Source organism: Curvibacter sp. CHRR-16 (genome assembly GCF_018474005.1).
In the GTDB taxonomy this organism is placed as follows: domain Bacteria; phylum Pseudomonadota; class Gammaproteobacteria; order Burkholderiales; family Burkholderiaceae_C; genus Allorhodoferax.
In genome coordinates this window covers 526,227-539,110 of record NZ_JAHCSH010000002.1, presented here as the reverse complement: position 1 = coordinate 539,110, position 12,884 = coordinate 526,227, and the positions used below count along the sequence as shown (strand labels likewise).

Below are 12,884 nucleotides of genomic sequence, written 5' to 3'. Positions count from 1 at the left end.
TTAGGGCGTCGGGGCGTTGCTTGCCTGTTTGGCTAGGTGCTTTGTATAATGGAGGGCTTTTGCAGCGCTTTTGTGGCTCCGCGGCAAAGAGTTTATACCCACCTAAGAGATTCCCAGCAGAGGAAAACCGACCGTGGAAAAGAGCCCTCCAAACCATTTTCGAAAGAGAAATTTCATGTCTACATTCAGCGCAAAACCCGCTGAGGTCGTGCATGAGTGGTTTGTGATTGACGCCACCGATAAGGTGCTCGGACGTGTCGCCAGCGAAGTGGCACTCCGTCTGCGCGGCAAACACAAGGCCATTTACACACCTCACGTTGATACCGGTGACTACATCGTGGTGATCAATGCTTCCAAACTCAAGGTCACTGGCACCAAGAACTTGGACAAGATCTACTACCGTCACTCCGGTTTCCCCGGTGGTATCACTGCTACCAACTTCCGTGACTTGCAAGCCAAGCATCCTGGCCGCGCACTCGAGAAGGCTGTCAAGGGCATGCTGCCCAAAGGCCCTCTGGGTTACGCCATGATCAAAAAGCTCAAGGTGTACGGTGGTGCAGAGCACCCACACACTGCCCAGCAACCCAAAGTGTTGGAAATCTAAGGAGCTTTAGATGATTGGTGAATGGAACAATGGCACAGGCCGTCGCAAATCCAGCGTCGCCCGCGTGTTTCTGAAAAAAGGCTCCGGCAAGATCACTGTGAACGGTAAAGACGTGACCCAATACTTTGGCCGTCAAACCTCGATCATGATCGTCAAGCAGCCCCTGGCTCTGACCAACTTGCTCGAAGCATTCGACATCCAAGTGAATGTCCACGGCGGTGGTGAATCCGGTCAAGCCGGTGCAGCCCGTCACGGTATCACCCGCGCTCTGATTGACTACGATGCCAACCTCAAGCCTGTCTTGAGCCAAGCTGGCTTCGTGACCCGTGACGCTCGTGAAGTCGAGCGTAAAAAGGTCGGTCTGCACAGCGCCCGTCGCCGCAAGCAGTTCTCCAAGCGTTAATCCGCTTTCCTGCTCAGGCAACAAAAGCCGCTTTGGGGTCACCCAAGCGGCTTTTTCTTTGCCTGTTGCTTCTATGCAGTGGGTGCCAAAAGGGCTTGTGTCATGGGGCTATGATCGCGCGTCCTGTTGGAGACCTCACCCATGCCTATTCGTTTGCGTTCATGGCGCCGCCGCCTGACAGTAGGTGCACCCCGTATGGTGGTGCGCAGTGCACTACCGTGGCCTTTTCGCTGGGCCATCATTGCGATTGTTTTTGGTTTTTGCTGCTCTATCGGTTTGTGGGCTTTCGAGCTGGGACGTGATATTGCAGGATTGGATCGCGATGCCAAAGATGAGATTCAAAGTCTGAAGAAGGAAATCAGCGAGATCAAGACCGAGTTGGATACCACCAAACAGGCGCGTGATGAGGCCCAGTCCATCGCCAATACGGCCGATACCTTGGTTGCGACAGAAAAGGCCTCGCGCACAAAGCTAGAGGAGCAAGTCAAGCAGTTGGAGGCGCAAAACCAATCTTTACGCGATGACTTGGGTTTTTTTGAAAAACTCATACCTGCCAGCAACACTACAGCGTTGTCGATTCGTGGCATCCAAGTCGATAAGGTGGAAGAGGGGCAGTACAAGTGGCAGGTGATGATCATCCAGCCCGTGCGTGGAGCCCCGGAATTCAGTGGCAAGCTCGAAGTGGTATTTGCTGGCGTGCAAGACGCTAAACCATGGACGGCTGGTTTGCCAGATGGGGGGCAGGCAATCAAAATCAACAAATATGGCCGTGTCGAAGGAAGGGTGACGATACCTTCCCAAGTGGTATTGAAAAGTGTTACTGTTCGTGTCCTTGACGGTGGCGGCGTACGCGCCACGCAGACCCAGAAACTGTGAATCTTGATGTAAGGATTGCACGATGTTCAATAAAAACAAGCAACCCGCTATCAGAAGCCTGATCGCTGAAACGACTGAGATCAACGGCAACATCCAGTTCGCCGATGGCATGCGTGTGGATGGTGTAATCCATGGCGATGTCAAGGCGCAAGATGGTGTGCCCAGCATGCTCTTGATTTCAGAGACAGCGCGCATCACGGGCATGGTGGTAGCCGATCACATCATCTTGAATGGCGCGGTCAAAGGCCCTGTGCATGCGCGCCAGATGTTGGAGTTGCAGTCCAAAGCCCGTATTGAAGGTGATGTGGAGTACACCGCTTTGGAAATGCACCAAGGCGCGTTGATCTCCGGTCAGCTGCGTCCACTGCTTGATATCGAGGAAAAGCCCACACTCAAACTAGCGGCAAACAATCAGTGAGACAATGCGGTCAATAGTTGACCGTTTTAGGAGAGTTTTATGAGCGCTGTAGAGCAAGCTGTTGTGGCTGAAATGCCCGCTCCCATCGTCTTTACCGACAGTGCTGCTGCCAAAGTGGCAGATCTGATTGCTGAAGAGGGTAACCCTGATTTGAAGTTGCGTGTGTTTGTGCAAGGTGGTGGTTGCTCGGGCTTTCAATACGGTTTCACTTTTGATGAAATCGCCAACGAAGACGACACCACGATGACCAAGAACGGTGTTTCTTTGTTGATTGATGCGATGAGCTACCAGTATTTGGTGGGTGCAGAGATCGACTACAAAGAAGATCTGCAAGGTGCCCAGTTCGTCATCAAGAACCCCAACGCCACTACCACTTGTGGTTGTGGTTCCTCGTTCTCGGTTTAATCAAGCAGGGTACAGAGCGCCCAGTACCCGTGCGCCATGTGCGCCGGTGACGCTGGGCCAACTGGCAGGCTGGCGCAACACATGCCGCCAAGCCAGCCATGCAAACGCAACCGCTTCCACTTGCTGCGCAGGGATGCCACGTGCATCGGATGGGATCACAAGCACTTTGCCCGATGCCTGTCCCAGTAACCGTTCCAAATTCTGTTGCAAGCGCGCCAGCAGGTGCAGGTTGTAGGCCCCCCCACCACACACTATCACTTCCCGCGTTTGCATCGCATGGTGGGCAATTGCTTGCGCGCTGCTGATGGCGGTGAGTTCGGCCAAAGTGGCTTGCACATCGGCGGGGGCTATTGCAGGCCAGTTGGACAAGTGCTGGTCAAGCCAATCCAAGTGGAATAAGTCGCGCCCGGTGCTTTTGGGGGCAGGACGCGCAAAAAATGGCTCTTGCAGCATCTGCTCTAGCAAGCCTTGGTGTACTTGGCCGGATGCAGCCCAGTGACCTCCCGCGTCATAAACCTGCCCTGTATGGCGTTGGCACCATTGGTCTAGCAGGGTGTTGGCTGGGCCGCAATCAAAGCCCAGCACAGGCGGTGTATGGGCCCCAGCGAGACGAGGCAGCAAGGACACATTGGCAATGCCCCCCCAGTTGAGCACGGCGACTGTGGCATCGATGCGCCCCCACACGCTGGCGTGAAACGGCGGTACTAGGGGTGCGCCTTGGCCACCTGCCGCAATGTCACGGCTGCGAAAGTCCGCCACCACGTCGATACCACTCAATTCGGCCAGCAAAGCGGGCTGGTTGATTTGCAGGGTGTAACCCGTACCATCCCATGCATGAGGCTGGTGGCGTATGGTTTGGCCATGCGCGCCTATGGCTTGCACTTGGCTGGCAGTGCAGCCGCATTGGTCTAGCAGTTGCTGTACGGCTTGTGCATACAGGCGAGCCAGTGCATTGCCTGCCAGCGCTGCTCGGTGCAATTCGTTGTTTCCAGGGCTATTGAGTTCCGTGAAGGTGCTGCGCAAATCAGCGGGGTAATCCACGGTGATGTGACCCAGCACATGGGGCTCGCTGGTGGAAAAGTCAACCAAGGTCGCATCCACCCCGTCTAACGAGGTGCCTGTCATCAAGCCAATATAGAGAGAGCGCATGGGTCGTTTGGGAGGCACAAGAAGGCCTTGATTGTGGCGCATAGAATCACGGCCTTCCCCTGCGAAAAGAATACGTATGCAAGCCTCTCCCGAGCAATCCTTAGCAGCGCCGCTCAGTGACCGCGTGCGCGAAGCACTGGCCGTTACCCTGCGTGGGTGCGATGAACTCATTCCCCAAGACGATTGGGTGAAAAAACTGCAAAAGTCTCAAGCCACAGGAAAGCCTTTGCGCATCAAGCTGGGCTTGGATCCGACAGCGCCAGACATCCACTTGGGCCATACCGTTGTGCTCAACAAAATGCGCCAGCTGCAGGATTTGGGGCATACCGTCATTTTTCTGATCGGCGACTTCACCAGCATGATTGGAGACCCCTCGGGGCGCAACACCACCCGCCCACCATTGACTGCTGAGCAGATCAAACAGAATGCGGAGACTTACTACAAACAGGCCAGTTTGGTGCTCGACCCGGCCAAGACTGAAATCCGCTACAACAGTGAGTGGAGCGATCCGCTGGGCGCGCGCGGCATGATCCAACTTGCGGCCAAGTACACCGTGGCCCGCATGATGGAGCGCAACGATTTTCACCAACGCTTCACGGCAGGCACCTCGATTGCCGTGCACGAATTTCTCTACCCGCTGATGCAGGGCTACGATTCGGTGGCCTTGCAGTCGGACTTGGAGTTGGGCGGAACCGACCAAAAATTCAACCTGCTCATGGGGCGCCATTTGCAGCAGGAGTACGGTCAAGAACCCCAATGCATTTTGACCATGCCGCTGCTTGAAGGACTGGACGGCGTGGACAAGATGTCCAAGAGCAAGAACAACTACGTGGGCATCAGCGAAGATGCCAATACCATGTTCGCCAAGGTGCTTTCCATCTCCGACGAGTTGATGTGGAAGTGGTTCACCTTGCTCAGCTTTCAGAGTGAGGCTGCGATTACTGCACTCAAGGCCGAGGTGCAAGCTGGACGCAACCCCAAGGACGCCAAGGTCATGCTGGCCAAGGAGATCACCACCCGTTTCCACAACGCGGCAGCAGCCGATGCGGCGGAGCAGGATTTCATCAATCGCAGCAAGGGCGGTATTCCGGATGAGATTGCCGAAGTCAATCTGCCACTGGCCGAGGGGGGGGGAGCGCAAGGCATCGCCGTATTGCTCAAGATGGCCAATTTGGCCGCATCGACCAGCGAGGGCAACCGCCTCATCGATGGCGGGGGGGTGCGTGTGGATGGCTCTGTAGTCAGTGACAAAGGTCTCAAGCTAGCGGCTGGCACCTATGTGCTGCAAGTGGGTAAGCGCAAGTTTGCCCGCGTCACGTTGGCTTAAATAGGGCATCGCACTGTGTTGGCTTTGGTGCAACGTGTTCGGCGTGCCCGTGTGACCGTGGCTGGCCAAGAGCTAGGCGCCATCGGCCAGGGCCTGTTGGTGCTGCTGTGCGCCGAGCGTGGCGACACATTGGCACAGGCAGACAAGCTATTGGACAAATTGCTCAAGCTGCGCATCTTCAGCGACGAGGCTGGCAAGATGAACCGTTGCGTGCAGGACGTGGATGGCAGGGGCTCGCACGGCGGTTTGCTGCTGGTGAGCCAGTTCACCCTGGCGGCCGACACCAGTGGGGGCAATCGCCCCAGCTTTGGGCAAGCCGCAGCGCCTGATGAGGGGCGGCGTTTGTATGACTATGTGGTGCAGCAAGCCGCTGGCCGCCACAGCGTGGTGGCGAGTGGGCAGTTTGCTGCCGATATGCAGGTGGAGTTGGTCAATGATGGCCCCATCACCATCCCGATGCGGGTAGCGCCTCCCGCTTAAAGTGCTTGGGGTTTAAACCAGCGCGATCAGCGCTGCCAAGGTGATGCCTGCAGCAGCAAAGCGACCATATGTATAGCCGTCTTTGGGGGCTTCTTCAACTTTTTCGGAGGGGCGATCAAGTCCCAAGGTTCCGTAGACAAACTTTTTGGTTTCCGACGGCTTTGCGCCGGGTGTGGCGTTGGGGTCTTGCCCTTCTGCGGCAAGGTTGTCTTCTTCTGCCAATTTGCTGCGGGCTTCATCACTGATAGATGCGCGATCGGCCATAGGCGCCGAGTCGCTGAAAGAAGCGGGATTCGAAGGGGCAGAACTGGAAATACTGCGTTGGCTGGTAGCTATGGACGAGCTACGATCCAACGGTGCGCTGGTGCTGCTGGTGATGTCCATGGTTAACGATGCCTTCAATACGGATAGCTGCTATTTCACCTCTATATCGACCATCGCAATCGAGACTTAAGAGGCGTTTTCCCCCTTTATTTCGTCAGTGCCGCATACGCAAGCCCGGGTCTTCGGGGTGCTCCAACTGCCACAGGGGGTGGGCATTTCGTGAGGCGTAACGAGCAAAAAATCAGCGGTAGGGGTTGTCAAAGCCCAAGCCAGCAAGGATGGCAATTTCCTGTGCTTCCATGGCCTCGGCTTCTTCTTCACTGGTCTCGTGATCCCAGCCTTGTGCGTGCAAAGTGCCGTGCACGATGAGATGGGCATAGTGGGCCCGCAAGTCTTTGTCTTGCTCGCGGGCTTCGCGTTCTACTACCGGTGCGCACAGAACCAAGTCAGCACACACCATGGGCTCTTGCGCGTAGTCAAACGTTAGCACGTTGGTGGCGTAGTCTTTTTGGCGGTACTCGCGGTTGAGGGATTGTCCTTCGTCGGCATCCACGATGCGCACCGTGATTTCACCGTCGCATTCGAGGGCATGCCGTATCCAGCGCGTTACTTGGGCGCGAGGCAGGGTTGCGCGGTGTAGGCTGGCAGCATCGAAACGGGCGAACTGGAGTGACAAAGTCAGCGAGGGCAGCATGGTGTGGTGCGAAGCAAAGGAGGTTATTTTTTATCCAGCCAAGGCAGCATCGATACCAGCACGCCGTCCTTGAGAACGGCATGGTGAAAAATCGCAGCTACTGCATGCAGGCCAGCCAGAACCATGATTGTGTCGCCTAAAAAGCTGTGCACATCGCCCCAGTCCAGCATGTCGGTAACGCCCAGTTGGGCTAGCCATGGCATTTCGTCTATACGCAGCCCACCCAGCAATGTGAGCGGGTAGCCTTCGCTTGCCAGGGTGAACAAGGCTGTAATAGGCAGTGCCAAGAGCAAAACCCACAGAGCCAAGCGCACCACCAAAGCCCCGTAGTGCATAGCAGGTGCCAGTGCCAAATGGGGCGCACTGGGGCGCACAGTGGCCCACAGCAAGCGCACTACGGTAAGTGCCAGCACCAGCATGCCCAAGGTTTCGTGCAAAACGATGCCGATGTGTTGTGCGGGGTCTTCCCCGTCAGAGACGAGGCGGCCAAATCCCTCTGGCCCCAAAACGAAGGCCACGAGAACGGCCAGTGCCGTGATCCAGTGCAATAAACGGCTCAGTCCGTCATAGGTGGTACGGGGGGTAGAAGTGGTGTGTTGCATAACAATCGACGCATTCGTTGAGGAATGCGCGCACTGTACTTCTCTGTATCACCTTTGTCTGCCTTTCAGCGCAGGCATTAAGGCTGGCTTAATAAAGCATTTCTAGAATGCATTTTCCCCAACTGCGATAACACCGAAAGGATTGCACTATGCCTTTGTCGATTCACATTTTGCGCCGTCATGCAGCATTTGCCCTGTTGGCTGCTGCGGCCAGCACGGCTGTTTATGCCAGCGAAGTAAAGGACAGTATGAAAGAAATGGCCAGAGCCTACAAAGCAGCTATGGCTAGTCAAACCATGCCTGAGTTTGCGGATAGCTTCAAGAAAGTACAGGACAGCGCCAAGCGTATTGCAGGGATGCAATGGAAAGAAAACCAACCCTTGTTCAACGAAGGACAACAAAAACTGCAAAAGCAACTTGACGCGGTAGCCGTCCAAGTCAGCGCCAACAATTTGGCGGGTGCCAAAGATGAGTTGGCCAAAACTGATCCTATCAAGAAGGAATACCACAAAAAGCTGGACTGAGACAGCTCATGCCCACGTACCTGCCACTGCGCAGGTACGTGCAAATACATCGCAATTAAAAAGTAACGCCACTTTGCGTGGGATGAACCGCCGTCCATCCATCACTACGCTCACTGGCGATGATGTGGATATTGTCGTAATACGTGACGCGAGACTCGCCACTCGTGTAGTTCGCTGTGTCGTAGTTGTATTGACCAAATTTGAAATAAATGTGGCTGTCCGACGCCAGAGTGTCTGTGGTGGTGTTCCACGTGCCAAAGCCAAAATTAATCCCCGTTGCAGAGTAAGTCGGGGAAGACTGCGTTGCACTATCGCCAACCCATACCTGTACCGTTCCTGCGGATGCTTGTGAGGCAACCATGTGAACGACAACGGGTATCCAAGCATCTCGCTGTAGGCTAGTGACAATGGTGGTTTGCGTCGTGCTAGCGCAATTGCCTCTGTGGGAAATGCGAAGGCTGTCGTTCACGATGATCAACATGCCGGCCCACGAGGAGCAACCGCCAGATTCAAATAATTGAAAGAGGCCTGCTTCTTTGTCGCTGGGGTAGCTGGATGGCAAATAAAACATAAAACCGATCCATGCCTCTTTGGCGGTATCAACCCCAGTGTCGGCATCGCTGCACAACTCGGCACCTTTGGTCATGCGTGTTCCGTCATACCCTGATTGATACCACTGAACTTTCGCGACCTTGCTTCCCCCGCTGCTGCTGGTGTTGAGCGAGTCACTGGACGGCGAAATCACGGTGACGGAGTTGGGGGATTTCGTGGTGCACACGCTAAATGGCGATACGGTGCCCGATTCAAAACCTCCACGAGTCTCTACTGAGGTGGTCGCGCTAGTTGTGCTGGTTGTATTGGAGGAGCCGTCAGAGGAGCCGCCTCCACATCCTGCGAAAAACAAAGATGGGAACACTGCCAATGACAGGCAATATGCGCGGATTGTGGTGCTTAAAAACATAGTGTGGATTCTTGTTTACCCAATCGGGACTGGATGTTTGCTCGGTGTTCTCTTTTTGGGCAAGCCACTGCGGGCTTTGTCTTCGCTGGAAGCGTCGGTGGGGGGCAGGGCTGTGGAGTCTGCACTGGCTTGTCGATCGGCCTCGTAGGCATCCACGATGCGTGCCACCAAGGGATGGCGCACGATGTCGGCACTGGTCAAGTGGGTGAAGGCCACACCGGGCACCCGGCGTAAGATGCGTTCGGCCTCGACCAAGCCACTCAGTTGCGCCTTGGGCAAGTCAATTTGGGTCAAGTCGCCTGTGATCACAGTTTTGCTCCCAAAACCTACGCGGGTCAGGAACATCTTCATTTGCTCGGGCGTGGTGTTTTGGGCTTCGTCCAAAATCACAAACGCATTGTTGAGCGTACGCCCGCGCATGAATGCCAAGGGCGCAATCTCTAGCGCATGGCGTTCAAAGGCTTTGTGCACGGCTTCAAAGCCCATCAAGTCGTAGAGCGCGTCGTACAGGGGGCGTAAGTACGGATCTACCTTTTGGTTTAAATCGCCCGGTAAAAATCCCAGCCGCTCACCAGCCTCCACGGCTGGGCGCGTCAGGATGATGCGTTGCACACTGCTGCGCTGCAGGGCATCGACTGCGGCGGCCACGGCCAGGTAGGTTTTGCCCGTGCCTGCAGGTCCAATACCAAAGGTGACGTCAAAGTCGGCAATGTTGTCCAAGTAGCGGGCTTGGTTGGTACTGCGCGGTTTCAGATCGGCACGGCGGGTGGCCAAGGTGGGGCCGCTGTCGTCGGGGGCGCCATCGCCGCTGAGCATGAGCTGCACGGTATCGGCCCCAATGGGGTGCGCGGCCATTTCATACAGCGCTTGCAGCATCTCCAATGCACGCTGAGCGGCTGCTTTGGCCCCTTCAATCTTGAATTGTTCATGCCGGTGCGCAATGCGTACATCCAGTGCTGTTTCGATGGCACGCAAATGGCTGTCGGTAGGCCCGCACAAATGGGACAGACGGGTGTTGTTTAGTGGGGAAAAGGTATAGCGCAGCAGCATGGGTATCGCTAAAGTTAGGTATCAATACAAATTCATCTGTCTTTTCAGATTGTCCTCTTAAAAGGTAAAGCCATGGCGTCGGGTGCCGCATTCTTCGCAAGCAAACAACGGGTGTACGCCAGTGCAGGTGTCTTGGCGCTGGCTTTGGCTGGCTGCGGTGGGGCTGACGGTGCTGGAGGTGGTGGTGCAGGTGGGGTGGCTAGCACGTCTGGAACGACCGCCAATGACTGCAGCTTTATGGGCAATAGCAAACTCATGGTGGGCTTTGCTGAGAACGATCCCAGTGACAGCAGCCAAACCAACCCTGCCAACAAAGCACCTTTTGACATGCGCTACCGCTATTTGGTGACCGGTGCATTCAGTGGCTTTGACCAACTGTCTTGCCAAACCAATGCCATAGCCAGTAGCTGCAACGGTTGGTGGGGGAGTTGGCAAGAAGACAATGTATCCGGTGGTTTGTATGCCCAGCGCCATATCAGTGGTTCGCAAACGGCCAGTTGGAATGGTGTGACGCGGGCGCAAATCCCCGTGTTCACGTACTACGTGTTGCTCAAAGGATCGGGGTTGTCCGAGGGGCTCACTGAAGTGGATGCGATCAATGACAGTACTTTCCTGACGGCGTATTTCAACGACTGGCGCTTTTTGCTGCAAAAGATTGGCAACAACCAAGCCATGCTGCATGTGGAGCCAGATTTGTGGGGGTATATGCGCAGCAAAAACAGCAACCCCAGCGCTATACCGGCCAAGGTCACGGACAGCAATAGCACCGACTGCGCGGGCTATGCCAACAACGCCACGGGTTTTGCGCAATGCATGATCCATATGGTGCGGCAATACGCCCCCAATGCCACAGTGGGCTTGCATGCCTCGCCTTGGACATCGGGGGTGAGTGGGGATGCGCAGTCTTTGGCAACCTTCATGACTGCACTGGGGGCTACCGATGGGGACTTCATCGCCACAGACCCCTCGGATCGCGATGCGGGCTACTACGAAGTGGTGTACAACGATGCTAGCCACTGGTGGAGCGACACCACGGCGGCGGCTTACTTGGCGTGGAACAAAGAGTTGGCCACGCGCCTGAACAAGCCCACGGTGCTGTGGCAATTGCCTTTGGGCAATAGCAGCCAGAACAACACCAGCAAGCATTACAAGGACAACAAGGTGGAGTATCTGTTTAGCCACCTGCGAGATGTTGCTGACGCCAAAATCGTCGCCATGCTGTTTGGTGCGGGTGAAGACCACCAAACCACCCTGGAAACCGATGGGGGCTTGCTCTACACCAAAGTGCAGCAACACTACGCAGCCGGTGGCACAGCGCTGTGCCAGTGAGTAGCAATACTCCAGCGCTCTGGGGGCAATGCAGGTAAGCTTGCACCCATGATTGGACGTTTGCATGGCGCATTGATCGCCAAAAATCCTCCCCAGGTGCTGATTGACTGCCACGGCGTGGGCTACGAAGTGGATGTGCCCATGAGCACTTTTTACAACCTGCCTGAGTTGGGGCACACCGTCACGCTGCTGACCCACATGGTGGTGCGCGAAGACGCGCAGTTGCTCTATGGCTTTGGCAGTGATGCCGAGCGTGCGGCCTTTCGGGAGTTGATCAAAATCTCTGGCATAGGGCCGCGTACAGCCTTGTCCGTGTTGTCGGGCCTAGGGGTGGGGGATTTGGCGCAGGCAGTCAGCCAGCAAGAGGCGGGACGTTTGATCAAAGTACCCGGCATTGGCAAGAAAACGGCAGAGCGATTGCTGCTGGAGCTCAAGGGCAAGTTGGGGCCAGACTTGGGCGGGGCAGGGGCCAGCGCGGCACCTGCTGGAGCGCAGAGCGATATCCTGCAAGCCCTGCTAGCACTGGGTTACAGCGACAAGGAGGCTGCCGCTGCCCTCAAAGCTTTGCCTAGCGATGTGGATGTGAGCCAAGGCATCAAGCAGGCGCTCAAGTCCTTGGCCAAATAAGCCACTGGCGCTCACTGGGCGTCGCGCACCACACGGCCATTGAGTGGCTGAATGGGGCGCGCGTTGCCGCTGTAGAGCTGGGTGAACAGACGGTACTGAGCACGGCTGATGGTCACTGGCTGCTTGAGCACCATCCACAGCACGCCTTCGGTGCAGGGGGGCGTGGTCAGGGAGCCGACGAATTGGTAATAGCGCTGATCAGTTGGTAGCAGTTCGTTGAGGTTGAGCAAGTCGCGTGGCATGCGCACTTGGTCGCCAACATCCAGCGGTATATAAGTCCAGACCTTGTCGATCATGGGGTTGGGCTCACCGGGCTGCAGCAGCACCGCTACGACGGCCAAGGCTCCTTCTTCGCTCTTGTGCACCAAGTGCGCCACCATGGCGTAGCGCTGGCCATTGATTTGCTCTTCGGATGGGGTGTGGAAGTGAAATTGCACCAGCCGGTAGCGCATGCCGCGCACCGTGATGAAGTTTTCCCCCTGCACATCCACTTGGATGGTGTGGCCGTTGTTGAGCACGGTGGCGCTGCTGGGCACGTAGTTAAAACGCAATGGCTCGGCAGGGCCTTTGAGAGTCACTTCCTCATCGATATTGATGGGCGACTGGCGTTTGCCAATCGCGCACAGGTTGAATTCAGGCTTGAGCTGCGCCCATTTGGCCGGGCCTGTGTCGCCTTCGTAGCTCCAATGCACTTCCCCGTGGCTGCTCACTTCTTGTTCGTTGCTGGCCAGTGCCAGGGCTTTGGCGCGTGCAGCAGCTTTGCTTACCGTGCCGGGGGTACTTTTGAGGTTTTCCGTGGCTCCACTGCCGCTGGCTTTGCCTGCACCGCTGTTGACTTCGATGGTGAGGGCTTTTTTGCCTTTGATGGGCAGACCCAAGGCTTGGCGCAACTGGTTGCCCACGTCTTCCGGGGTGTTGGCCGAAGTGCTTTCCAGCACGCCTTCTACCGGGGCTTTTTTGCTGCTGGGTTCGGCGGCTCTGGCATACACCACGATGCCACACAGCACCAACAGGGTTGCGGTGCGCAGCAGTTTGTGGCGGGCCAGCAGGGGAATACACAAAGAAGTGCGGGTGGTGCGCATGGGCGTAGCCTTTCGTCAATCAGCTTAGC

At 56.2% G+C, this 12,884-nt stretch carries 17 protein-coding genes; 10 read left to right on the top strand and 7 right to left on the bottom strand.

The window, feature by feature from the left end; translation table 11 throughout:
• Positions 1 to 175: 175 nt before the first annotated feature.
• The 5 genes from rplM to erpA all read left to right on the top strand — a co-directional run bounded on the left by rplM (position 176) and on the right by erpA (position 2,706).
• Positions 176 to 604: a 50S ribosomal protein L13 gene (gene rplM / locus KIK84_RS06115; RefSeq protein ID WP_214122144.1), complete on the top strand. Its 429-nt coding sequence runs from the start codon at positions 176 to 178 to the stop codon at positions 602 to 604.
• 10 nt (positions 605 to 614) lie between these two features.
• Positions 615 to 1,007 (top strand): 30S ribosomal protein S9, encoded by a 393-nt coding sequence (rpsI, locus tag KIK84_RS06110; protein WP_214122143.1) that lies wholly within the window; start codon positions 615 to 617, stop codon positions 1,005 to 1,007.
• 141 nt (positions 1,008 to 1,148) lie between these two features.
• Positions 1,149 to 1,883 (top strand): DUF6776 family protein, encoded by a 735-nt coding sequence (locus KIK84_RS06105; protein ID WP_250207775.1) that lies wholly within the window; start codon positions 1,149 to 1,151, stop codon positions 1,881 to 1,883.
• A gap of 22 nt (positions 1,884 to 1,905) precedes the next feature.
• Positions 1,906 to 2,301 (top strand): bactofilin family protein, encoded by a 396-nt coding sequence (locus tag KIK84_RS06100; RefSeq protein ID WP_214122142.1) that lies wholly within the window; start codon positions 1,906 to 1,908, stop codon positions 2,299 to 2,301.
• A gap of 39 nt (positions 2,302 to 2,340) precedes the next feature.
• Positions 2,341 to 2,706, top strand: a complete 366-nt coding sequence (gene erpA / locus KIK84_RS06095; RefSeq protein WP_214122141.1) for an iron-sulfur cluster insertion protein ErpA — start codon at positions 2,341 to 2,343, stop codon at positions 2,704 to 2,706.
• Here erpA and KIK84_RS06090 read toward each other — a convergent pair whose 3' ends face one another.
• Positions 2,707 to 3,855, bottom strand: a complete 1,149-nt coding sequence (locus KIK84_RS06090; RefSeq protein WP_214122140.1) for an anhydro-N-acetylmuramic acid kinase — start codon at positions 3,853 to 3,855, stop codon at positions 2,707 to 2,709.
• A gap of 76 nt (positions 3,856 to 3,931) precedes the next feature.
• Between KIK84_RS06090 and tyrS the strand changes: the two genes are divergently transcribed.
• Positions 3,932 to 5,182, top strand: coding sequence for a tyrosine--tRNA ligase (gene tyrS, locus KIK84_RS06085; protein ID WP_214122139.1), 1,251 nt, complete (start codon positions 3,932 to 3,934; stop codon positions 5,180 to 5,182).
• A 15-nt stretch (positions 5,183 to 5,197) separates the two neighbouring features.
• Entirely contained in the window at positions 5,198 to 5,662 is a 465-nt protein-coding gene (gene dtd / locus KIK84_RS06080; RefSeq protein ID WP_214122138.1) for a D-aminoacyl-tRNA deacylase, read from the top strand.
• 12 nt (positions 5,663 to 5,674) lie between these two features.
• On the opposite strand, the gene KIK84_RS06075 is transcribed toward dtd, so the two are convergent.
• The 3 genes from KIK84_RS06075 to KIK84_RS06065 form a co-directional block, all read right to left on the bottom strand.
• Positions 5,675 to 6,046, bottom strand: a complete 372-nt coding sequence (locus KIK84_RS06075) for a hypothetical protein (protein ID WP_214122137.1) — start codon at positions 6,044 to 6,046, stop codon at positions 5,675 to 5,677.
• Between the two features lie 181 nt (positions 6,047 to 6,227).
• A complete protein-coding gene (ybeY, locus tag KIK84_RS06070; protein WP_214122136.1) occupies positions 6,228 to 6,680 on the bottom strand; it encodes an rRNA maturation RNase YbeY in 453 nt (150 codons plus the stop codon).
• Positions 6,681 to 6,703: 23 nt separating this feature from the next.
• Positions 6,704 to 7,282, bottom strand: coding sequence for a cytochrome b (locus KIK84_RS06065; RefSeq protein ID WP_214122135.1), 579 nt, complete (start codon positions 7,280 to 7,282; stop codon positions 6,704 to 6,706).
• Between the two features lie 149 nt (positions 7,283 to 7,431).
• Here KIK84_RS06065 and KIK84_RS06060 point away from each other — a divergent pair, with 149 nt between their 5' ends.
• Positions 7,432 to 7,806, top strand: a complete 375-nt coding sequence (locus KIK84_RS06060; RefSeq protein ID WP_214122134.1) for a cytochrome b562 — start codon at positions 7,432 to 7,434, stop codon at positions 7,804 to 7,806.
• Between the two features lie 55 nt (positions 7,807 to 7,861).
• On the opposite strand, the gene KIK84_RS06055 is transcribed toward KIK84_RS06060, so the two are convergent.
• Together KIK84_RS06055 and KIK84_RS06050 are read right to left on the bottom strand one after the other, a co-directional pair.
• Positions 7,862 to 8,767 carry a heparin lyase I family protein gene (locus tag KIK84_RS06055; RefSeq protein WP_214122133.1) on the bottom strand — a complete coding sequence of 302 codons (906 nt, stop codon included), beginning with the start codon at positions 8,765 to 8,767 and terminating at the stop codon, positions 7,862 to 7,864.
• 15 nt (positions 8,768 to 8,782) lie between these two features.
• Positions 8,783 to 9,817 carry a PhoH family protein gene (locus tag KIK84_RS06050; protein WP_214122132.1) on the bottom strand — a complete coding sequence of 345 codons (1,035 nt, stop codon included), beginning with the start codon at positions 9,815 to 9,817 and terminating at the stop codon, positions 8,783 to 8,785.
• A 72-nt stretch (positions 9,818 to 9,889) separates the two neighbouring features.
• Here KIK84_RS06050 and KIK84_RS06045 point away from each other — a divergent pair, with 72 nt between their 5' ends.
• Together KIK84_RS06045 and ruvA are read left to right on the top strand one after the other, a co-directional pair.
• The gene (locus tag KIK84_RS06045) at positions 9,890 to 11,146 is read left to right on the top strand and encodes a hypothetical protein (protein WP_214122131.1); all 1,257 of its coding nucleotides are present in this window, start codon (positions 9,890 to 9,892) and stop codon (positions 11,144 to 11,146) included.
• A gap of 48 nt (positions 11,147 to 11,194) precedes the next feature.
• Positions 11,195 to 11,773 carry a Holliday junction branch migration protein RuvA gene (ruvA, locus tag KIK84_RS06040; RefSeq protein WP_214122130.1) on the top strand — a complete coding sequence of 193 codons (579 nt, stop codon included), beginning with the start codon at positions 11,195 to 11,197 and terminating at the stop codon, positions 11,771 to 11,773.
• Positions 11,774 to 11,784: 11 nt separating this feature from the next.
• Here ruvA and KIK84_RS06035 read toward each other — a convergent pair whose 3' ends face one another.
• Positions 11,785 to 12,855: a carbonic anhydrase gene (locus tag KIK84_RS06035; RefSeq protein WP_214122129.1), complete on the bottom strand. Its 1,071-nt coding sequence runs from the start codon at positions 12,853 to 12,855 to the stop codon at positions 11,785 to 11,787.
• Positions 12,856 to 12,884: the final 29 nt, after the last annotated feature.